General features: G+C 37.2%; 20 protein-coding genes. All 20 read left to right on the top strand.

Annotated elements, in window-relative coordinates; genetic code table 11:
• Positions 1-2 precede the first annotated feature (2 nt).
• The 20 genes from E7274_RS03865 (at position 3) to E7274_RS03770 (ending at position 21,676) form a co-directional block, all read left to right on the top strand.
• Positions 3-1,067 (top strand): ABC transporter substrate-binding protein, encoded by a 1,065-nt coding sequence (locus tag E7274_RS03865; RefSeq protein WP_304173910.1) that lies wholly within the window; start codon positions 3-5, stop codon positions 1,065-1,067.
• A 21-nt stretch (positions 1,068-1,088) separates the two neighbouring features.
• Positions 1,089-2,318 (top strand): radical SAM protein, encoded by a 1,230-nt coding sequence (locus E7274_RS03860; protein ID WP_304173909.1) that lies wholly within the window; start codon positions 1,089-1,091, stop codon positions 2,316-2,318.
• Between the two features lie 10 nt (positions 2,319-2,328).
• Positions 2,329-3,090: an ABC transporter permease gene (locus E7274_RS03855; protein ID WP_304173907.1), complete on the top strand. Its 762-nt coding sequence runs from the start codon at positions 2,329-2,331 to the stop codon at positions 3,088-3,090.
• Positions 3,087-3,788: a 5'-methylthioadenosine/S-adenosylhomocysteine nucleosidase gene (gene mtnN, locus E7274_RS03850; RefSeq protein WP_304173905.1), complete on the top strand. Its 702-nt coding sequence runs from the start codon at positions 3,087-3,089 to the stop codon at positions 3,786-3,788. The genes E7274_RS03855 and mtnN overlap by 4 nt, the downstream gene beginning before the upstream one ends.
• A gap of 37 nt (positions 3,789-3,825) precedes the next feature.
• The gene (locus E7274_RS03845) at positions 3,826-4,614 is read left to right on the top strand and encodes an ABC transporter ATP-binding protein (RefSeq protein ID WP_304173903.1); all 789 of its coding nucleotides are present in this window, start codon (positions 3,826-3,828) and stop codon (positions 4,612-4,614) included.
• Positions 4,615-4,747: 133 nt separating this feature from the next.
• Positions 4,748-5,398, top strand: a complete 651-nt coding sequence (locus E7274_RS03840) for a DUF3990 domain-containing protein (protein WP_304173901.1) — start codon at positions 4,748-4,750, stop codon at positions 5,396-5,398.
• 4 nt (positions 5,399-5,402) lie between these two features.
• On the top strand, positions 5,403-6,035 hold the full coding sequence (locus E7274_RS03835) for a helix-turn-helix domain-containing protein (protein WP_304173899.1): 633 nt from the start codon (positions 5,403-5,405) through the stop codon (positions 6,033-6,035).
• Positions 6,036-6,129: 94 nt separating this feature from the next.
• Positions 6,130-7,254, top strand: a complete 1,125-nt coding sequence (gene hemA, locus E7274_RS03830) for a glutamyl-tRNA reductase (RefSeq protein WP_304173897.1) — start codon at positions 6,130-6,132, stop codon at positions 7,252-7,254.
• Positions 7,241-8,212 carry a porphobilinogen synthase gene (gene hemB, locus E7274_RS03825; RefSeq protein ID WP_304173895.1) on the top strand — a complete coding sequence of 324 codons (972 nt, stop codon included), beginning with the start codon at positions 7,241-7,243 and terminating at the stop codon, positions 8,210-8,212. Before hemA ends, hemB begins: the two co-directional genes overlap by 14 nt.
• 2 nt (positions 8,213-8,214) lie before the next feature.
• The gene (hemL, locus tag E7274_RS03820) at positions 8,215-9,480 is read left to right on the top strand and encodes a glutamate-1-semialdehyde 2,1-aminomutase (RefSeq protein ID WP_304173893.1); all 1,266 of its coding nucleotides are present in this window, start codon (positions 8,215-8,217) and stop codon (positions 9,478-9,480) included.
• Positions 9,481-9,663: 183 nt separating this feature from the next.
• Positions 9,664-11,040 (top strand): YeiH family protein, encoded by a 1,377-nt coding sequence (locus E7274_RS03815; protein WP_304173891.1) that lies wholly within the window; start codon positions 9,664-9,666, stop codon positions 11,038-11,040.
• Positions 11,041-11,060: 20 nt separating this feature from the next.
• Positions 11,061-11,342 carry a hypothetical protein gene (locus tag E7274_RS03810; protein WP_304173890.1) on the top strand — a complete coding sequence of 94 codons (282 nt, stop codon included), beginning with the start codon at positions 11,061-11,063 and terminating at the stop codon, positions 11,340-11,342.
• A 237-nt stretch (positions 11,343-11,579) separates the two neighbouring features.
• Positions 11,580-12,746 (top strand): ATP-binding protein, encoded by a 1,167-nt coding sequence (locus E7274_RS03805; protein ID WP_304173888.1) that lies wholly within the window; start codon positions 11,580-11,582, stop codon positions 12,744-12,746.
• Positions 12,747-12,914: 168 nt separating this feature from the next.
• Complete coding sequence (gene hpsG, locus E7274_RS03800; RefSeq protein WP_304173886.1) at positions 12,915-15,386, top strand: (2S)-3-sulfopropanediol dehydratase; 2,472 nt, start codon at positions 12,915-12,917, stop codon at positions 15,384-15,386.
• Between the two features lie 2 nt (positions 15,387-15,388).
• Positions 15,389-16,324: a glycyl-radical enzyme activating protein gene (locus E7274_RS03795; protein ID WP_304173884.1), complete on the top strand. Its 936-nt coding sequence runs from the start codon at positions 15,389-15,391 to the stop codon at positions 16,322-16,324.
• 76 nt (positions 16,325-16,400) lie between these two features.
• Positions 16,401-17,705, top strand: a complete 1,305-nt coding sequence (locus tag E7274_RS03790; RefSeq protein ID WP_304173882.1) for an ABC transporter substrate-binding protein — start codon at positions 16,401-16,403, stop codon at positions 17,703-17,705.
• 12 nt (positions 17,706-17,717) lie between these two features.
• Positions 17,718-18,596, top strand: coding sequence for a carbohydrate ABC transporter permease (locus E7274_RS03785; RefSeq protein ID WP_304173880.1), 879 nt, complete (start codon positions 17,718-17,720; stop codon positions 18,594-18,596).
• Positions 18,597-19,436, top strand: a complete 840-nt coding sequence (locus E7274_RS03780; RefSeq protein ID WP_304173878.1) for a carbohydrate ABC transporter permease — start codon at positions 18,597-18,599, stop codon at positions 19,434-19,436.
• A gap of 141 nt (positions 19,437-19,577) precedes the next feature.
• Complete coding sequence (locus E7274_RS03775) at positions 19,578-20,795, top strand: O-acetylhomoserine aminocarboxypropyltransferase/cysteine synthase family protein (protein WP_304173876.1); 1,218 nt, start codon at positions 19,578-19,580, stop codon at positions 20,793-20,795.
• An 11-nt stretch (positions 20,796-20,806) separates the two neighbouring features.
• Entirely contained in the window at positions 20,807-21,676 is an 870-nt protein-coding gene (locus tag E7274_RS03770; RefSeq protein WP_304173874.1) for a 4Fe-4S binding protein, read from the top strand.
• Positions 21,677-21,696: the final 20 nt, after the last annotated feature.

Here is a 21,696-nt window from a genome sequence, read left to right as displayed (position 1 = left end):
TAATGAAGAAATTGAAAAATATATTGTTTGCGGCTATAGTTGGTACTTTTGTTTTATCAGCTGTAACAGCTTGTGGAAGTTCAGCAGACAATGTAGTGGACAATAAAGAGAAAGAAATCACAGCTTCCAGTGACGGAGCGCGAGAAGTAAATATCGGATTTGTTGATACTTCTGGTGCAAATATCTTACTAGGCAGCGAAGGAATTGCCAGAGACAATGGATATTTTGAGGAAGAATTTGAAAAGATTGGGGTAAAGGTAAATCTTGTCCCTATGTCGGGAGCAGGTCCTGCTATAAACGAGGCATTGGCTTCTGGTAGCCTTGATATTGGAATCCTTGGAGATGTTCCAGCTGTAAATGGAAAGTCAAACGGAATTGATACAACAGTAATTGCTTTTAATGGTTTGAATAATTTTATAGTTATCTCTGCAAATCCTGATTCAGGAATCGATTCAGTAAAGGATTTGAAGGGCAAAAAGGTAGCAACTCAAAAGGGTGCATTTATGCACAGATTGCTTTTATACGCCCTTGAAGAGCAAGGACTCACTATTGATGATATCGAATTTGTTCCAATGACGAGTCAGGATGCTTTGGCAGCTCTTGAGACAAAGAGTATAGATGCAGCTGTTGTCCAGCCTAACGATGTGACATACAGACTTTCTAGGGAGAATGGATTTAAAGAAATCTTATTTAGCAATAACCACGAAGGCTGGGCAGCAGGTTCTATTACTGAAATTAGAACTGAGTATTTAAATTCTAATCCAGATGTTGCTGTAGCATTTCTCAAGGCACTTCTCAGAGCTAATGAGTACATCGAAGCTAATGAAAATGCTTTAAAGGACCAGTGGATTGCAGCAGGTTATGCAGCAGACAGCTATGATTATGCTTATCCAAACCATGACAATTATTCAAGTATTGAAGCAACAGATGATGTTATTGAAAATGCTAAAAAGACACTGGCATTCCTTCAAGAAAATGATTTATCTGATGGGGATTTTGATGTAGATGCCTGGTATGACCTTTCATATTATGAAAAAGCTAAGGCAGAGTTTGAAGGTAGTAAGTAATAAAGCAAAATAGGAGAAAAAATGAGCACTATAAAAGACAGATTATATAACGAGCTAAAGTTTAAAGCTAAAGTAAATGTAGATGGAATAAAGGTTGATCCAAAGATTTTTAAGAATCTAGATTTAGGTGGTAAATATCAGGAGCAGATTCATGCATTATTTGAAATGGACCATGTGGCTCATCCAGAGGTTCTGTTCCCTTGCAATTTTACATCACCAAGTGGACTTCGCTATTCATTTTCATGGGATCCTAGATCTAGCGTTGAGATTAAATATATTAATGATCAGTTTGTATTGTTCGACAATGGGGTGGAGAAATTCCCAATCGAGTTTGATCACAGACCACAATACTATAGTAAGAAAACATCTGATGGAACAGAAATGTCTCACGTAGCTACATATTCAAATGGTGTTGTAAGTATTGCATATAGTAATGAGTGTTCACTTAAGGAAAAAGGTTTGGACTGCTTGTTCTGCAATGCCAATGCTACAAAAGATACATACGCTGAAAAGGAGAACATTCAGTGGAAGAATCCAAGACAGATTGGTGAGACAGTTGCAGAGGCATTTAGACTCGGTGAAGGAAGACACGTGAATCTTACAGGTGGCTTTGTACCAGAACGTCGAGAGGTAGATTACTACATTGATGTAGCTGAGGCCATTCAGGATGAGACTGGTCTTGAAGACTTTAACGGAACAGCTGTTATTGGGGCTCCTGCTGATTTATCTGTAATCGAAAAATATAAAGAGGCTGGATTTAGAACACTTGCTATTCAGCTTGAAGTATGGGATGAAAACTATTTCAAAGTTATTTGCCCAGGAAAAGAAAAAGAGTGTGGCGGAAGAGAAAACTGGATAGCTGCGCTTGATAAGGCGGTATCTGTATTTGGACGAGGCAAAGTGAGAACAGGATTTGTTGCTGGAATTGAGCCCAAGGAAAGAACTCTTGAGGGTGTCGAAATTCTTACTAAGAAAGGTATTATTTGCTTGACAAATGCATGGTGCCCGAATCCAGGTTCAAAGCTTGAGGGACACAGAACACCTACACACGAGTGGCACTATGATTTAGCGCAGAAGACATATCTGCTACATAAACATGCAGGAATTACTTATGAGCAGTATTTGGATGTTTCGCCATCTCCAGATTTCTTAGTACTTGATTTCTATAGAATTGAAGAGGAAAGACTACCTATTTTCAACGAGGAAAGGATTGAAAGAAAGAAGGAGAATGAGACTGCCGTAGCTGTATAGGAGGACATGTATGAGTAACAAGCTTAAAGATGCTAATGTTAGTTTTATAATCCCGCTTTTGATTGTTCTGGCTTGGTTTTATGCCACTACAATCAATAATATGTCAGGAGCTATTTTGCCAAAGATTAGTGATGTTTTTACTGCGTTTAGTAATCTTACTCAAAAGGGGCAGCTACAGCAAGATATTATTGCAAGTTTACTAAGAGTAATTCAAGGATATGTAATTGCATCATTGCTTGGAATTTCATTTGGCGCATTGGCAGGAATGATTCCTTTTGTTAGAAAGCTTATATTACCAGTAGCAACAGCAATTCGACAGGTACCAATCATTGCTTGGATTCCACTTATTATTCTATGGTGCGGGATTGGCGAATTATCAAAGGTTGTTGTTATAGTTATCGCAGCTACATTCCCTGTTATGATTAATACCATGAGTGGTGTTTCATCTACATCAGATTTGTTATTAGAGGTTGCCAGTCTATATAAATTAGGGAAATGGGAAACTTTCGTAAAGGTGTATTTACCCAATGCTCTTCCATCGATTTTAGTAGGATTAAAGCTAGGTATGGGAGCCTCATGGATGGCTGTGGTGGCCGCGGAGATGCTTGGTGCTTCATCAGGAATTGGATATCGATTAAATGATGCTAGAAGTATGCTTAAGTCAGATCAGGTAATCCTTTGCATTTTTTTAATTGGTTTCATCGGTATAGGAACTGATTGGCTTTTATCTAAGTTTTTTAAGAAGATTACACCATGGGAGAGTAATAAATGAAAAGAGTAGCAATAGTAAGCGCAATGGATGAGGAAACTGAGTACATTCATGAGTATCTAAGTAATAGAGAAGGGTGGTCAAAAACAAAGGAAAATCTATATAGGAATGAAAAGAAGGATATAGATATTTATATAAAGGTTCTGGGCGTGGGAAAAGTAAATGCAGCATATAATACAGCAGATGTTATTAGTGAGTTTAATCCTGACTTTATCGTAAATATTGGTGTTTCAGGTGGACTTGCTCCAAATGCAAAGAGAGGCACAGTTGCCATTGGAAAGAGTTATGTGCAGACTGATTTTCATCCATATATTGAGGATAATTATCCAATAATCAAAGATACCGAGGATTGGATTATAGATGGACTTGAAAAATCTGCAAAAGATAAGAATTTCGATTATATTACAGGAAAGCTTGCTACAGGAGATTTCTTCTTAAGTGATGAAAAAGAACGACAAAACATTATCGATACTTATAATCCAGTATCTTTTGATATGGAAACAGCAGCCATAGCTCAAGTGGCTACTGCAAAAAAAGTTGAGTTTGCAGCACTTCGTATTTTTTCGGATTTGGCCAATAACGAGTCTATTTCGATTATCGAAAATAAGAAGGCAAATAATAGTAATCAAAAAGAAATAGACAAGAAATTAAAAATCAGACCTACAGAACTTCTGGTTCCGTTTTTAGAGGGAATTGGCTGATAGATAATTAGGAATCTACTAAAAAAGGAGAACAGCCATGAGCAATAAGGATAAAAACATTATAAAAATTCATAATCTAAACAAGGAATTCGTTGTAAATAAAAATCCTCTAAGAGTATTGAGTGACATTAATCTTGAAATTAAAGAAGGTGAATTTGTCACTATTGTGGGACATTCGGGCTGTGGGAAAAGCACTTTGCTTAAAATTATGTGCGGATTAGTAGATTACGAGGATGGAACTGTTGAAAGAAACGGTCATCCTGTAGAAGGGCCAGGTCCAAATTGCGGCATGGTATTTCAGGATCATAGATTACTTCCATGGCTAAAAATCAAAGATAATGTAGGATTTGGATTAAAGAATATTTCTAAGGAAGAGAAAGAAAAAACAGTACTAAGTCATCTTAAAATGGTTGGGCTAGAGGGATTTGAAAATAGTTATCCTGCTCAGCTTTCAGGAGGAATGAGTCAAAGGGCAGCTATAGCAAGAGGTCTTGCAAATAATCCAACTATCCTTCTGTTGGATGAACCTTTTGGTGCATTAGATGCACTTACAAGGATTCAGATGCAAAAGGAGATTTTAGAAATTCAAAAAAAAGAAAAGACTACTATGGTAATGGTTACACACGATATTGATGAGGCGATTTATCTAGGAGATAGAATCGTGGTAATGTCTGCGCGTCCGGGAGAAATAAAAGAAATAATAGAGACAGATCCGGTGGAATCAAAAAAACGTGGTAGTGTTAAATTTGCAGAGTACAAGAAAAAGATATATGCCTATTTCTTTGAAGACTCAGATGTAGATTATGAAATTGAATATGTGATTTAGTGTTAATTACAAATTGAAATATAAGCTAAGCAACATAGATTATTTAATTAAAATTCTCTTTCTTATAAGCGCTTGATTCTATACTTCTAAGGAGTTATAATAAAAGTACTTCCACAGAAGTATAGGAGAGAAAATGAATAAAATCACTTTATATCATGGCTCAGATAAAATTATATCTGAGCCTAAATGCAATTTAGGAAAAAAATATAATGACTACGGCCAGGGATTATATTGTACAAAACATATAGAGCTTGCAAAAGAGTGGGCTGTGGATGAAGGCAGAGATGGCTTTGTTAACATCTATGAAATAAATTTAGCAGGATTGAAAATACTTGATTTAAATAGCGATAGTTACAGCATTTTACATTGGCTGACAGTTTTACTTGAGCATAGAAATATTAGTGTTAATACTCCAGTTGCGATAGATGGCTTGGAGTATTTGAAAGAGCATTATCATGTAGCCTTAGATGATTATGATGTAATAATAGGCTATCGAGCTGATGATTCATATTTCTCTTTTGCAAGGGCTTTTATATCAAATTCTATTAGTGTATCTCAGCTTCAGAAGGCAATGTATTTAGGCGAATTAGGAATACAATATTTTGTTAAAAGTGAAAAAGCATTTTCAAAGCTCAAATTTATTGAAGCCATTCCAGTTGATTCAGCGGAGCATTATTCAAATAAAGTTTTAAGAGATTCCAATGCACGAAAAAACTATAAGAGAATTACAGAATCTGTTGATAAAAATGGAACATTCTTATTAGATCTTATGCGAAAGGGGTAAGGTTATGACATATTCGTATAATCAGGTATATTTGAATGATGCTATGAATAATATGGCCGAAGCATTTGAAATAGCAGCTCATATTTATAAATTCAATCTCGATTATTTTTTACAGATTTTTATAATTTCTGGTATTGCATCCCAGTTTGAAAAAGGAAATCCTAAATATATAGCAGGTAAATCTGGAGCAGAATTAGTGGCAGATGCTGTAATACTTACAAATGCTTCCGAGGTTAAATTGCCAGAAACATCTTTTATAAATATATCTGAGGAATATTGGACTGGTTGGGTGACTGCTTATTATCAGTGGATTTCAGGTAAGACCTTTAAAGAGATTCAGCAAATAATTAGTATGTCTGAATTAAAAAATAAATATAACCCTTATCATGAAATGGATGAGATGCAGATAGTAGATTATATTCAATCAAAGGCAGATAAAACTAATGCTGTTAATCGTCTTCAGATGTATCGAAAGAAGTTAGGCTTATCTCAAAGTGAACTAGCTACTGAAGCAGATGTTAATCTAAGAACATTGCAACAATACGAAATTGGAGCAAAAGATATACACAAAGCTTCAGTCTCCACCATTGCTTCACTTGCGAAGGTATTAAAATGCGATATAAAAAATCTATTATAAGCAAAGTCCTATTGACCTGATAGGTAATTATAATTATAGTAAAAGCAAACTTTATCCTAGGGTAGAGTTTGCTTTTTTGTATGAGGGTAATGTTATGTTTGTAGTTTCACTAAATCATAAGAAAGCTAATGCTCAGTTTCGCGAAAAGCTTTCCTTTGATGAGGAAAAAAAGCTAGTCTTTTTAAAAAAATTAAAAGAGATAGGATTTGAGGAGTGCATCTACTTAAGCACCTGTAATCGCTGCGAAGTATATGGTGTGGGAAAAGCATCGAAGGTTATAGCGGTCCTGGCAGAAATGGCTGGCGTAGATATTGATGAACTGAAAGAACAACTGTTATTTTTTGATGGAAATGGCGCTGTATCACATTTGTTTCATGTAGCTGCAGGATTCGATTCTATGGTTCTTGGAGAAGATGAAATCTTGCGTCAAATAAAAACTGCTTATAAATATTCTAAGGATAACGGATATACGGATTATCAATTAAACACCATTTTTCAAGCAGCTATTAAATGTGCCAAAAAGATAAAGACAAGAACTAGATTATCTAAGACATCAGTATCTATAGCATCTCTGGCAGCTACCAAGATTCATCATTACAAGCCAGGTATGAAAAAAGTAATGATTATGGGGGCAACAGGTGATACTGGTAATAAAGTAATGCTTAATCTTTTATCCTACGGCGATTGCCAGATTTATGCTACAAAACATATTCATCATATTAGCAATCCTAATGCAAGGTCCATTCCTTATAGTGAAAGATATGATTACATCAAGGATATGGACGTAATTGTTTCTGCAACAAGAGGCCCACATTACACAGTTACCTATGGTCAGCTAAAGAACATTCAGCTTGATGATAAGGAGCGCTTGTTTGTGGATTTAGCAGTTCCTAGGGATATGGATGAAGATATTGTAAATATCAAAGGTAGTAAGCTTATTACCATAGATGATTTTACAGCTATTGCAAAAGAAAATAATAAACTCAAATCCAAGGAAAAGGAAAGTGGAGAATCTATTATCGAGGATGAAATGGATTCCTTAATAAAGGAGCTTACATTCCATGATAATAGAGAAGTCTTTGAAGATATGAAAAAATCTCGCAAAGAAGACTTTGAGCACTTTGTATACAAGTTTAAGGACTTGGCTACATCAGAGGAATTTGAGAGTTTTATAAATGTTTTAAATAAGATGCAGGAAGTGGAAAATGAGACGATTTAGAAGATTAAGACAGACAAAAGAAATGAGAAGCTTCGTTAGAGAGCACGAAGTAAGTGTGAAGGATTTAATATATCCAATGTTTGTAATAGAAGGAGATAATATAAAAAACGAAGTTCCTTCAATGCCAGGCATTTATCAGTATTCATTGGATAGGATTGATGAGGAATTGGACAGAGTAATGGCTGCAAAAATACCGGCAGTTTTATTGTTCGGAATTCCAGCGCACAAGGATGAAAAGGGCTCAGGCGCATATGATGATAATGGCATCACTCAAAGATGCATTAGACATATCAAAGATAAGTATCCTTCAATTATCGTAATTGCGGATGTGTGCCTTTGCGAGTACACTTCCCATGGTCACTGCGGATTAGTATGTGACGGTCATATTTTAAATGACGAGACATTACCTTTACTTTCGAAAATGGCTGTTTCTATGGCAAAAGCAGGAGCAGATATTGTGGCCCCATCAGACATGATGGATGGCAGGGTCGCTGCTATTAGAAAGGCCCTTGATGAAGAAGGCTTTATCGACACACCAATTCTTAGCTACAGTGCAAAGTTTGCCTCAGGATACTATGGACCATTTAGAGATGCAGCAGGATCAGCACCACATTTTGGAGATAGAAAATCATATCAGATGGACCCAGCCAATGGCAGGGAAGCAATGCGTGAAATAGAGGATGATTTAGAAGAAGGGGCAGATATGATTATCGTAAAGCCAGCCTTGGCTTATCTGGATATTATGAAAGAAGCAAGAGAATGCTTTGATGTTCCATTTATCACCTACAACGTCAGCGGTGAATATTCTATGGTAAAAGCAGCTGCAGCAAATGGCTGGATTGATGAAAAGAGAATCGTTCTTGAAAACATGATTGCCATGAAAAGAGCAGGAGCAGATAGAATTATCACATATCACGCACTGGACGTTGCTAAGTTTTTGGAAGAAGAGGAAGCATAATCATGGGTACAAAATCAGAAGGTTTATTTAACGATGCAAGAACTGTCATACCTGGCGGAGTCAATTCACCAGTAAGAGCTTTCAGGGCAGTAAACAGAGATCCTCTTTTCATTCGAAATGCAAAGGGAAGCCATATATTTGATGTAGATGGAAATGAATACGTAGATTATGTATGCTCTTGGGGACCAATGATTTTAGGTCATGCATATGCACCGGTCATTGCGGCAGTGAAGAAGGCTTGCGACAATGGTCTTTCTTATGGAGCACCAACTGAAAATGAAACAGTATTAGCAAAGCTTATTCTTGAAGCTGTTCCATTTATGGACAAGGTTCGTCTTGTAAATTCCGGTACTGAAGCAGTAATGAGTGCCATTAGAGTGGCAAGAGGCTACACAGGTAAAGATAAAATAATCAAATTTAGAGGTAATTATCATGGTCATAGCGATGGCCTTTTAGTAACGGCAGGTTCTGGTCTTCTTACAGAATCAAATCCTGATTCAGCAGGTGTTCCGAAGGGCTACACAGCAACAACTCTTTTGGCTGATTACAATGACAAGGATTCAGTGGAAGCCTTATTCAATGCCAATAAAGGGGAGATTGCAGCAGTCATAGTGGAGCCTGTTAGTGCCAATATGGGTGTTGTACCTCCAAAGGAAGGATTTCTCGAGTTTTTACGTGATATTACAAAAGTCAATGATGCTTTGCTTATATTTGATGAAGTTATCACTGGATTTAGGCTTTCATATGGAGGAGCCTCAGAGTACTTCGGTATTGAGCCGGATATGATTACCTTTGGTAAAATTGTAGGTGGTGGAATGCCACTGGCTGCCTATGTAGGTACAAAGGAAATAATGGATGTGGTTGCTCCAGTTGGAAGTGTATATCAGGCTGGAACTTTATCTGGCAATCCTATTGCTGTTACAGCAGGCATTGAGCAGCTCAAGGCATTAAAGGCAGACAAGGACATTTATAAACGTATAGACGATTATGCAAAGAAGCTTGAGGAAGCCTATAAAAACAATGGTGTTCCGGTAAACAGAGTAGGTTCTTTACTTTCTCCATTTTTCACCACTGGAGAGGTAAACAGCTATGACGACGTTTTGAAATGTGATACAGATGAATTCGCAAAGTATTTTAGAAACATGCTATCAAATGGAATATATGTAGCACCAAGCCAATTCGAAGCGATGTTTATTTCAGATGCTCATACTGCGGAGGATTTGGAAAAGACTATTAATGCTATAAACAATAGTATTTCAAAGAATTAAAGGATTTTCTAGGAAAACAATTGAATAAGAAATAAAAAACTATGGCTGGTTATAGAAATTATCTATAACCAGCCATAGTTTTTTGTTAATACTCAAATGGCAGTTTTGTATTGAATATTACCTACCTGTTCTGCTAATATCCTATCAACCTAGTAGATAAGTAGTTTGAAAGGAGAAAATGATATGGCGGATATAACAGTAGGAAGAAATCAAGTGAAAAATGATGATATTGTTACAACATCAAAATCTCAGATTTCGGATTTGTGGAAGAAAGAGGATTGGTTGACAATTTGGATTGGAGCAATCCTCATCGCAGTAGCAGCAATAGCAGTACTTACGGGAGCTTTTGATTTTAGTGCAGCTAAGTTTTCTACATGGGGAAACGGAGTGAGTGTAGTTGAACAGCTTTCTACAGGAAGTTTTTGGATTTCATTAGTTCGAACATTTCTTGTTACAGGAGCACTTTTTACTGCTGGAGTTAAGCTAAAGGGTGAATCAGTAAAGGATTATATTCCAGCATATTCTGTATTATTTATTCTGGCAATTCTTGTTAGATTTATTTCAGCAGAGTATACACTCAACAGATATTTAGAGTGGGCTTTCTGGGCACTTATTGTTGGTCTTGTTATCTCAAATACAGTTGGAGTTCCACAATGGCTTAAGCCAGCTGTTCAAACAGAATACTATATTAAGGCAGGCCTTGTAGTAATGGGATTTTCTGTATTGTTTTCTAACATCATCAACTTTGGACTGTACGGTCTTGGCATAGCATGGATAGTTACTCCAGTTGTCATTATCTTTATGTGGTTTTTTGGAACAAAGGTATTAAAGATTGACAATAAGCCATTAGTTATCACACTTGCGACTGCAACATCTGTTTGCGGTACATCGGCAGCAATAGCAGCAGGTGCTTCATCAAAGGCAAAGAAAACAGATCTTTCTCTTGCAGTTTCAATTTCAATAATCTTTACAGTAATCATGATGGTATTCGAGCCAATTTTGATAAAGGCTACAGGCCTTGGAGAGCTTATGGGAGGTGCTCTTATCGGCGGAACAATTGACTCAACAGGAGCTGTTACAGTAGCAGGAACTGCACTTGGAGAAACAGCACAGACAGCAGCAGTACTTGTAAAATCTATTCAGAATATTCTTATTGGATTTATCGCATTTGCGGTAGCAATTTTCTTCTCTACAAGAGTGGAAAATGGAGATGGAAAAACAAATGTTTCGGCAGCAGAGATTTGGTATAGACTTCCAAAATTTATCTTGGGCTTCTTTGCAGCATCTCTTATTGCATCATTCATTTTCCTTCCTGCAGTAGGTAGTGAATCTGTTTCAAGTATCAATGGAGTTCTTGATCAATACAAGAATTGGGCATTTGTTCTTGCATTTACAAGCATTGGACTAGATACAAACTTCAGAGAAATTAAGGAACAGTTTAGGGGAGGAAAGCCACTGGTTCTTTATATAGTAGGACAGTTGTTTAATATCCTTCTTACATTTATAGCAGTATATGTACTTCTTTCTGGAAAAATTTTCCCTATTCCAGTATTGAACTAACTTTTTAGGAGATGATAAATATGAAATCTACATTGAAAAAAATTATAAAAATAATAGGAATCATATTTATGATAGGAGTGGTAGCTGTAGTGCTATATATTATGGCAAATGGCATTGGACTAATTGATAGTTTGGACTTTGGCGCAGGTGCATATTATTATGCTGACATTCCACAGTTTTCAAAGTATGTAAATGGGGAGCATTTTAAATCAGCTTTTCCAATGTGGATTCATATTGTTTTATTTTTAATCTGGGGTGTAGCAATGTATAAGTTATGGAGTTGGCTTGATAAAAAGCTATAATCTTATAGAGAAGGTTGTGCTATGGAAAATATAAATGATTTCAAAAGTTGGATTATATTTTTGATAATAGTAATTATTGCTGTGGTGTCTAACGTGTATACCTGTAAAAGTAATGGATCGAAAGAAATTGACAAATCATCAAAAAGAAAATAGTATATTATAGCCTACCAATTTGATAGGAGAACTTCAAAGCAGATGTTATAACATCTGCTTTTGTGTTGTTTAATGAGGTATTTTATGAGAGAAATCACATTTGAACAGCTTACAAAGCTTGATAAAGATAAATACATGCTGGTTGATACCAGAAATGAAGGAAGCCTGAAATATGGCATGATTCCTGAGGCAATAAGCATCACCCATGAATTATTTGAAGTTGATTTAGATAGCGTAATGTCCAAGCTAGATAAATCAAAGCAGATTGTTTTATATTGCACAAGAGGTCAGGTTTCAATAGATGATGCAGGACTTCTTACAGAGCAGGGCTTTGATGCTGTCAGTCTTAAGGGCGGATACAACAGCTACCTTTCATACATGATGGATAAGCAAAACTCAGAGGCAGACGATGAGCTTAAGGAGCAGAGAGCAGAAATAGAAAAGAGTATTCGAAAGAAGTTCCACAAGAGCTTATTCTCCCCATTTGCCAGAGCTTGCAAGGAGTATGAGCTTATAAAAGAAGGAGACCATATCGCTGTTTGTATTTCAGGTGGTAAGGATTCCATGCTGATGGCAAAGCTTTTCCAGGAAATTCAAAGGCATCAAAAGGTTAATTTTGAGCTTACCTTCCTTGTTATGGATCCTGGATACAGTGAGGTAAATCGTCGCCTCATTGAGAGCAACGCAAAGCTTATGGGAATACCAATCGTTATCTACGAAAGCGATATTTTCGATGCCGTAGATACTGTTGAAAAGAATCCATGCTACTTGTGTGCTAGAATGCGCCGAGGTCACTTATATTCAAAGGCAAAGGAATTAGGGTGCAACAAAATCGCCCTTGGTCATCACTACGACGATGTTATCGAAACAATCCTTATGGGAATGCTTTACGGAGCTCAGATTCAGACAATGATGCCAAAGCTTCATTCCACAAACTTTGAAGGCATGGAATTGATTCGTCCACTTTATCTTGTTAGACAGGATGATATTATTGCATGGCAAAGATACAACGGATTACACTTCCTTCAGTGTGCATGTCATTTCACAGAGACATGTGACAGCTGTTCAGTAGATGGTACAAGCGCTTCAAAGCGTCTTGAAACAAGAAATCTTATTGCAGAGCTAAAGAAGGTTAATCCTTATGTAGAGTCGAATATCTTCAGAAGTGTTGAGAATGTAAATCTTGCTACTGTAATAGCTTACAAGCAGGATGGAGTAAAGCATCACTTCCTAGATGACTATGATAAATAAAATAGTACGTAAATACGGTAGTATTAAGAGTAAAGAGCTAGCTATAAATATGATTTATAGCTAGCTCTAATTTTATTTAGGAACTAGCTATATTGAAGTAGAATCCAGCATCTGTTATTATCCTATCAACCTACTAAGTGAGTAGGTAGATGTAGGAGGATGTATAAAATGTCTAATGTATTATTATCTCCTCAGGAGGAGAGGATTGAAAAAAATAAGGGAAAAGTAAAATTATTCGGTCGTGAACAACGTATATACGATAGCTTTCAAAATTCAAAGTCTGTTGTAGATGTTCAAAGAGCTAAATATTTTACAGAGTCTTTTAAAGAAACAGAAGGCCAGGCTCTATCTTTAAGATGGGCCAAGGCTTTATACAACATAGCAGAAAAGATTGATGTAGTAATAGATGAAGATCAGCTAATAGTAGGACGAGGCGGTAAAGCTGGTAAATACGGAATAATATATCCAGAGCTTGATGGCTGCTTCCTTAGACAGTTTGTAAAACAGGCAAGCAGCAGAGTGGAATCGCCATTCGAAATTGATGAAGAGGATATAAAAGTAATTGAAAATGAAATAGCACCATATTGGGAAGGCAAAACTTATTATGAGGATTTTGCACATGCAATGCCAAAGGATGTACTTAAGATTACATATGATCCAAAGGATTTGTTCTCTTCAAGATTTATTCTGAATGAATCTTCGTCAATGCGTTCAGCATTACAGTGGGTTCACGATTATAAAAAAGGAATTGACTTAGGATTTGAAGCTATTAAGTCAGAAGCCAAGACAGCACTTGATAACTTAGATGAGTTTGATCCAAAGGATACCGTTGATAAAGCTGAGTTTTATGAAAGCATCATCATCGTAAGTGATGCAATTATCCTGTGGGCAAGGCGTCATGGTGATGAAGCCAAAAGACTTGCTGAAATCGAATCAAGTCAAAAAAGGAAGCAGGAGCTTTTAGAAATTGCAAGAATCTGCTACAAGGTGCCAGCGAAACCTGCAGAAACATTCCATGAGGCATTACAGGCACAGTGGTTTATTCAGATGTTCTCTCGTCTTGAACAAAAGACAGGAGCAACAATTTCCAATGGACGTATGGACCAGTACCTATATCCATACTATGAAAAGGATTTAAAGGAAGGCAGAATTACACCTGAAAAAGCAAAGGAATTATTCAGATGCGTATGGCTTGCTATGGCTCAGTATCAGGATTTGTTTGTGAGTCCTGCAGGTGTTAAATTCCATGAAGGATATGCTCACTGGGAAGCAGTGACAATCGGTGGTGTGGATGAAGACGGATATGATGCAACAAATGATTTGTCATATCTTTTACTGGAGGATAAGAGAGAGTTCCCATTAAACTATCCGGATTTAGCAGCTCGTGTGCATGCTGGTTCACCTGAGAGATTTCTTAAGGAAATCGCAATTACCATAAAGGATGGCTCAGGTTTTCCAAAGCTTATTAACGATGAGGAAATTATTCCTATCCTTGTATCGAAGGGAGCGGATTTTGCATCAGCTAATGATTATGCAGTATCAGGTTGTACAGAAGTGAGAATGCCAAATCTTGACACATTTACAACACCATGTCCATTTATCAACCTGGCAGCTATTTTAGAGCTGACATTGTACAACGGAAGAATGGCAAAGTATGGAGATGAGCTGTTAACAATAGAAACAGGTGATGTTTCTACATTCAAATCCTATGAAGAATTGGAAAATGCATTTGTTGCCCAGGAGAGATATTTATTAAAGCAGGCTCTAAGACAGCAATTTGTGGCAAACAGAACACGTCCAAAGCATTTTGCTTCTCCACTGGGATCTTCACTTCATAAGCTTTGCATGAAAGCAGGCAAGGATTTGCATAGTGAAAAGATAGATGGCGGATTTGATGCAGGCTTCTTTGATTTTATAGGATTTGGAACCGTTGCTGATTCATTGGCTGCTATAAAAAAGTGTGTTTACGAAGATGAAACTATTAGCTGGAGTGATTTACTTCAGGCCCTCAAGGACAATTTTGAAGGGGCAGAACCTATAAGACAGCGTTTATTAAACGCACCTAAGTATGGAAACGATGACGAATACGTCGATTCCATTGCAAAAAGAATTGATAAAGAGGCTGTAAGCTTTGTAAATCAATATGCAAAAAATATAGGAATCTATATGGACTTAAGATATGTATCTCAGTCAGTTAATGTACCATTCGGAACTGTTGTTGGGGCAACTCCAAATGGCCGATTTGCTGGAACGGCATTATCTGATGGTTCATCAGCTTCACAGGGAGCAGATGAGCATGGACCAACAGCTGTATTATTGTCTAACTATCACACAAAGAACACTAATTATAATAATCGAGCTGCCAGATTGCTAAATATTAAGCTGACACCAGCAAGTGTGGCAGGAGATATTGGAACCAAGAAACTCGTTCAGTTTATAAAGAGCTGGAGAGATTTAAAGCTTTGGCATTTACAGTTCAACATTATAAACAAAGAGACATTGCTTGATGCAAAGGCTCATCCAGAGAACTATCGAAGCTTGCTGGTTAGAGTGGCAGGCTATAGTGCATACTTTGTTGAATTGTCTCCAAATCTACAGGACGATGTTGTTAATAGAACTGCACATGATGAGATAGCATAGTTATGAATGAAACAAAGGGATTAATATTTAATATTCAAAGGTTTTCAGTTCACGACGGCCCGGGGATTAGGACCGTCGTTTTTGAAAAGGGATGTCCTTTAAGGTGTAAATGGTGTGCTAATCCTGAATCGCAAATTCCATCACCTCAATTAGCATGGACAAAAAACAAGTGCATAGGATGTGGAGAGTGCAGTAGAGCAAGTCTAAAATGCAGTCCATATTTTTCAGAGGATGAACTGTATTGGGATAGTTTAGATGATGGGGATGCAGCTGCTATAGATAAAGTCTGCCCATCGAAGGCACTACACGTCATAGGTTATGAGACAACTGTTTCTGAGGTGATAAAGCAGATAGATCGTGATTCTATCTTTTATGGTGACGAGGAAGGCGGTTTAACAATCAGCGGCGGAGAACCTTTAATGCAGCCTAAGTTTACATATCAGCTCCTTAGAGAAGCAAAGAAAAATGGAATCAACACAGCAATTGAAACTACTGGTTTTGGGACAGCAGCAGATTTTATAAAAATAGCAGGAAAACTGGATTATTTATTGATGGATATTAAGACGCTTGATGACAATATGCATAAGAAGGTTACAGGTGTTAGCAACGAAGTAATCCTGGATAACTTTAATACCATATCAAGAGCATATCCAGATTTGCCTATTCAGGTTAGAACACCAGTTATTCCGGGAGTAAATGATACAGAAGAGGCTATTGGAAGTATTGCAGATTTTATCCGTTGCAAGAACAACGTCAGGTATGAGCTTTTAAAATATCATCGTCTAGGAGAGAGCAAGTATGCTTCTTTACATAGAATGTATCCTATGGGAGATGTAGAGCTGTCAGAGGAGACATTTAGAAGGTTAAAGCAGTTTGAGTTCAACAATATAAGCTCCCAGTTAGAGGATGAAGGATGGCAAAAAGGGCTTGGAATTTAATAGGTTGCTTTTTTTTTCGGCCTATTTAATTAAATAATTTAATCAATTCTAGAATGAAAGGGAAAAGGTGAGGAATATGAAGAAAAAATTATTAGGACTTTTACTAGCAACGTCAGTGGTGGCAGCCAGCTTTGCAGGCTGTGGCAACGAATCATCATCAACAAGTGCAAGTGCAGCATCTGCTACAGATGAAGCTACAAGTCCAGAGGACATTTCTGGTGAAATTACTTTTGTAAGTGCCAATGATCAAACTGGTGCTTTGGATGAGATGATTGAAGCATTTAACAAAGTATATCCAAACGTGGTTGTAAATCATGAAAGTCTTCCAGGAGCAAGTGATGATATTAAAGAAAGTCTTATGACATCTCTTGCAGCAGGAGATTCAAGCCCTGATGTATTTGAATGTGACATCATTTGGGTTTCTCAGTTTGCAGCAGCAGGATGGCTTGCAGATGTGACAGAAGATATTGAGCCAATTGCAGATCAGTATTTAGGCGGACCTCTTTCAACTGTTTATTACAATGATCGAGCTTATGCTTATCCAGATTACACAGATGTTGGATTGCTTTATTACAGATCAGACATTATTGATACACCTCCAACAACATGGGACGAGTTGGTGGAGCTTTCAAATGAATACGTTGGCAAAGACGGAATTGAATATGGATATTTATTCCAGATGTTCCAGGGCGAGCCTACAAGCTGCAACATGCTAGAGTTCATCAAACAAAATGGTGGTCAGGACTTGGTAAATGGAGAGTTTAAGCTTAATAGCTCAAATTCAGTAGAGTCACTTGAATTTGTAGAGGAGCTTATCTCATCAGGAGTTTCACCAGAAGGTGTGCTTACCCACAAGCCTGCAGATTCAAGAGCAATTTTTGAAGAAGGAAATGCATTATTCATGCGTAACTGGACAAGTGCTTATGCACTTACTCAGACAGAGGAAGGCAGCCAGGTAGTTGGCAAAGTGGGTGTAGCTGCACTTCCTACAGGACCAAATGGTTCTTCATCATCAGGAACTCTTGGTGGATGGGCATTTGCAGTTAATGCATATTCAGAGCAGACAGAGGCTGCAAAGGCATTTGCTGAATATATGTCTAGCTACGAGGCACAGAAGATTTCAGCTCTCAAGAGAGGAACTTTCCCAGTAGTTGCAGATGTTTATGATGACGAAGAGGTTCTTAGCGAGCAGCCATATATTGCAGCTGTAAAGGATGCGGCAGATGCAGCTGAACCAAGACCACAGGTAAGAGATTACTCTACAGTATCAACTCTCTTTGCTGAGTATATTCACAAAGCACTTACAGGCGAGCTTAGCAACGAAGAAGCGCTTGAAACATTGGATACAAAACTAAACGAGGCATTAGCAGAAATGCAATAAGGAAATAGATTTATGACTAAGACTATAAAAGAAAACTTAATTGGATATTTGAGTATAGCTCCAGCAATTCTATTAATAGGAGGAGTTGGAATTATACCAATACTGATTACATTTACATACAGTTTTCAATATAGGGTTCTAACGGATCCGTTAAATATACATTTTGTAGGACTAGATAATTATATAAAGCTTTTGACGGATCCCTCCTTCTGGGAGGTGTTTAAAAACACTGCAGTGTTTGCAATTTTATCTATGACAGTGGAATTGTTTGTTGGTCTTACAGCAGCATTATTTATGAATAGTGCAAAACGATATGTGGGGATAATAAGAACTATTATATTGATACCTTGGGCAATTCCAGGAATTATCATTGCTTACATGTTTTCATTTATGTTTAATGATCAGCTTAGCGTAATAAATGTAATTCTAGAAGGTCTTGGCTTGATAGACAATCCTATTACATTTCTTGCAAACAAGCATTGGGCAATGTTTGTAGTTGTAGTTGCCGATACATGGAAACAGTTCCCATACATAGCGCTAATGCTCTTAGCAGGACTTCAAACTATCCCTAAGGAGCTTTACGAATCTGCAAGTGTGGATGGAGCTGGAACAATACAGCAATTTTTCAAAATAACATTGCCAAATTTAAAGGGGATTATTCTTATAGTTCTTTTATTTAGAACAATGGGAGCTATCAGAATCTTTGATATTATCTATGGAATTACAGGTGGTGGACCTGCAAATTCTACAGCAACTTTATTATACAAGGCATACAAGTATATTTTCGGAGATATGAATTTTGGACTTGGTTCAGCGATGTCTACCATTATCACATTAATGATAATGATACTTAGCTTTGTATATATTAGAACACTTAAAACGGAGGACTAGATGAAATCAAAATCAGCAATTATAGGTAAGAAGATATTTTATATAGTTGGCTTGCTGGTGTTTATGATAATTATCGTATTTCCGTTTTACTGGCAGGTAATAACATCCATAAAAGATCCGGCAGATATTACTAAGATGCCTACAGAGCTGTGGCCAAGTAGATTTTCATTAGATTTATATAAAAGTGTATTTGTAAATCATCATCTTCAGGTGTACTTGCTAAACAGCATTATAGTAGCAGTTGGAGCTATGCTTCTAACAGTTGTTGTTGCATTTCCTGCAGCTTATGCGTTTGTCAGATTCAAGTTTAAATTTAAGAAATTCTGGCAAAACATAATACTTCTTGCAAATATGTTTCCATTAATAGCAATAGTAACGCCTATGTTTATTATTTTTAGACAGTTACATCTATTAAATACATATCTTGGATTAATACTTCCAAGCGTAATACTTACATTGCCAATGGCAATATGGACTTTAATAGCATTCATAAAGACACTGCCATTTGAGCTTGAGGAAGCAGCGAAGATTGATGGAGCAAGAAGAAGAGATGTAATCTGGAAAGTAGTATTGCCGCTATCATTTCCGGGATTATTTACTACAGCAATCATTGCATTTATATCTGCTTGGAATGAGTTTATGTTTGCTCTTGTACTTGTTACAAAAGACGAAATGAGAACTGTTCCAATCGCAATCTCAATGTTCCCAGGAGAATACTCAGTTCCTTGGGGGGATATGTCAGCAGCATCAATCGTTGCAACAATTCCAATTATTATTGTGGTTCTTATATGCCAAAAGAGGATTATTTCGGGTCTTACATCAGGAGCAATAAAGGGATAATACACAATTTTGCATTGATATAAATTTCATTTATAGCTAGTTCTAATTTTATTTAGGAACTAGCTATATTGAAGTGAATGTCAGCATCTGTTATTATCCTATCAACCTAGTAGGTAATAAGATAATGAGAGGGGGGATTACATGAATTTCAATACTAGACTTCTCCATGAGGGAGTGAAAAAACAGCCTAATGGAGCAACATTTCCTCCTATATTTCAAAGTAGTGCTTTCGCACAGGAATCAGCAGAGGATTTAGCAGGGATTTTTGAAAACAAAAAGATGGGATATTGTTACACTCGAGTGGCAAATCCTACAATCACAGCTTTTGAGGAACGAATAACAAAGCTGGAAGGCGGAATGGCTTCCGTTGCCTGTGCGTCGGGAATGGCAGCACTTTCTATGGCACTTCTCAATATCCTAAAAGCAGGAGATGAAATCATATCCAGCGCCAGCTTATACGGAGGCACAATCGATTTATTTAGAGATATAGAAGCGTTTGGCATTAATACCAAATATGTAGAAAACAATAACTGGGATGAAATAGAGGCGGCTTTTAGCGACCGTACCAAGGTGGTATTTGCAGAGACCATCGGGAATCCCTGTTTGGACGTAACTAATATTGATAGACTTGCTGAAATAGCACATGCCCATGGAGTACCGTTAATAGTTGATAATACTACTGCAACACCATATTTGATTCGAGCGATAGAGCATGGGGCTGATATTGTTGTTAATTCATCTTCAAAATACATAAACGGAAGCAGCAATTCTATAAGCGGTGTGCTTACAGATAGCGGGCATTTTAAATGGGACAAGGAAAAATATTCTATTTTAGGAGAATATTTAAAATTCGGACCAATGGCATATATTGCTAAATTAAGAAACGGACTATATAGAAATATAGGAACCTGTCTTTCTCCATTTAATGCATATTTAAATGTTATCGGTCTTGAGACACTGGGACTTAGAATGGAAAAGCAGTGCAGCAATGCATTTTTACTTGCGAAGTGGATAGAGGAAACATATCCAGATGTGATTGTTAATTATCCGGGGCTTAAATCTAGTAAATGGAACGATATCGCAAATACGATATTAGATAAAGGTTACGGCGCAATTCTTACTATTAGAGTTGGAAGCAAGGAAAAAGCCTTTGAAATCATGAACAACCTGACAATTCCTTATATATTGTCCAACATAGGAGATACCAAAACACTGGTTGTTCATCCTGCATCAACTATTTCATTGCATAGCACTGAAAAAGAATTGGAAGATGCTGGTGTATATGATGATTTAATTCGTATAAGCGTAGGTATAGAGGATGTTGAAGATCTTATTGAAGACTTCAAAAATGCAATATAAAAGGAGTAGAGATGGCAGAAAAAATTGATTACAAGGCTTTGAAGGCTGGCGGCTTCATGAGTCAAAAACAAAAAGGTTATGGTTCTTTAAGACTTGCTGTAGTAGGCGGAAATCTTGATGCAAGTGCAATCAAAACTGTTGCTGAAGTAGCTGAAAAATATGGACATGGCTATGTTCATATGACAAGCCGTCAAGGTATTGAGATTCCATTTATTCATGTCAATGATTTGGAAAAAGTAAAGGAAGAGCTAAAGGAAGGTGGTGTATACACCGGAGTATGTGGTCCTAGAGTTCGTACTATCACAGCGTGTCAGGGCTCTGAAATCTGTCCAAGTGGATGTATAGATACATATACATTGGCCCAGGAACTTAATGATAGATATTTTGGTAGAGAGTTACCTCACAAGTTTAAGTTTGGTGTTACAGGATGTCAAAACAACTGTCTTAAGGCAGAGGAAAATGATGTGGGTGTAAAGGGCGGCATGACCGTAGAATACAAGGAAGATGCTTGTATTTCCTGTGGCGTTTGTGTAAAGGCTTGCCGAGAAGGTGCACTTACTATGAAGGACGGCAAGGTTGAAATCGACAATGCAAAGTGTAATCACTGCGCGCGTTGCGTAAAGAGTTGTCCTACAGATGCATGGGTAGGCACACCTGGATATATTGTTTCCTTCGGTGGAACATTTGGTAACAAAATTTATAAGGCAGAGGAATTGGTTCCAATCATTCGCGACAAGGAAACTCTTTTCAGAGTGACAGACGCAGCAATTGATTATTTTGAGGCCAACGCAAAACCATCAGAACGTTTCCGAGCAACACTTACTCGCCTCGGCGACGAAGGCTTACGCGAGGTGTTGGATAAAGCTTATCAGGGTAAGTAGATTATTAGATGGGCAGTAGG

It is taken from the genome of Pseudobutyrivibrio ruminis (genome assembly GCF_015057245.1).
Taxonomy (GTDB): domain Bacteria; phylum Bacillota; class Clostridia; order Lachnospirales; family Lachnospiraceae; genus Pseudobutyrivibrio; species Pseudobutyrivibrio ruminis_E.
This window is presented reverse-complemented; position numbering and strand designations above follow the sequence as displayed.

Bases quoted from the DNA above. Each gene is read 5' to 3' on its own strand.
- E7274_RS03865 (WP_304173910.1), top strand. From the start codon at position 3: ATGAAGAAATTGAAAAATATATTGTTTGCGGCTATAGTTGGTACTTTT.
- E7274_RS03810 (WP_304173890.1), top strand. From the start codon at position 11,061: ATGAAATCTACATTGAAAAAAATTATAAAAATAATAGGAATCATATTT.
- E7274_RS03770 (WP_304173874.1), top strand. From the start codon at position 20,807: ATGGCAGAAAAAATTGATTACAAGGCTTTGAAGGCTGGCGGCTTCATG.
- E7274_RS03795 (WP_304173884.1), top strand. From the start codon at position 15,389: ATGAATGAAACAAAGGGATTAATATTTAATATTCAAAGGTTTTCAGTT.
- E7274_RS03785 (WP_304173880.1), top strand. From the start codon at position 17,718: ATGACTAAGACTATAAAAGAAAACTTAATTGGATATTTGAGTATAGCT.
- hpsG (WP_304173886.1), top strand. From the start codon at position 12,915: ATGTCTAATGTATTATTATCTCCTCAGGAGGAGAGGATTGAAAAAAAT.
- E7274_RS03840 (WP_304173901.1), top strand. From the start codon at position 4,748: ATGAATAAAATCACTTTATATCATGGCTCAGATAAAATTATATCTGAG.
- E7274_RS03860 (WP_304173909.1), top strand. From the start codon at position 1,089: ATGAGCACTATAAAAGACAGATTATATAACGAGCTAAAGTTTAAAGCT.
- E7274_RS03815 (WP_304173891.1), top strand. From the start codon at position 9,664: ATGGCGGATATAACAGTAGGAAGAAATCAAGTGAAAAATGATGATATT.
- mtnN (WP_304173905.1), top strand. From the start codon at position 3,087: ATGAAAAGAGTAGCAATAGTAAGCGCAATGGATGAGGAAACTGAGTAC.
- E7274_RS03845 (WP_304173903.1), top strand. From the start codon at position 3,826: ATGAGCAATAAGGATAAAAACATTATAAAAATTCATAATCTAAACAAG.
- hemA (WP_304173897.1), top strand. From the start codon at position 6,130: ATGTTTGTAGTTTCACTAAATCATAAGAAAGCTAATGCTCAGTTTCGC.
- E7274_RS03805 (WP_304173888.1), top strand. From the start codon at position 11,580: ATGAGAGAAATCACATTTGAACAGCTTACAAAGCTTGATAAAGATAAA.
- E7274_RS03790 (WP_304173882.1), top strand. From the start codon at position 16,401: ATGAAGAAAAAATTATTAGGACTTTTACTAGCAACGTCAGTGGTGGCA.
- E7274_RS03855 (WP_304173907.1), top strand. From the start codon at position 2,329: ATGAGTAACAAGCTTAAAGATGCTAATGTTAGTTTTATAATCCCGCTT.
- E7274_RS03775 (WP_304173876.1), top strand. From the start codon at position 19,578: ATGAATTTCAATACTAGACTTCTCCATGAGGGAGTGAAAAAACAGCCT.
- hemB (WP_304173895.1), top strand. From the start codon at position 7,241: ATGAGACGATTTAGAAGATTAAGACAGACAAAAGAAATGAGAAGCTTC.
- hemL (WP_304173893.1), top strand. From the start codon at position 8,215: ATGGGTACAAAATCAGAAGGTTTATTTAACGATGCAAGAACTGTCATA.
- E7274_RS03835 (WP_304173899.1), top strand. From the start codon at position 5,403: ATGACATATTCGTATAATCAGGTATATTTGAATGATGCTATGAATAAT.
- E7274_RS03780 (WP_304173878.1), top strand. From the start codon at position 18,597: ATGAAATCAAAATCAGCAATTATAGGTAAGAAGATATTTTATATAGTT.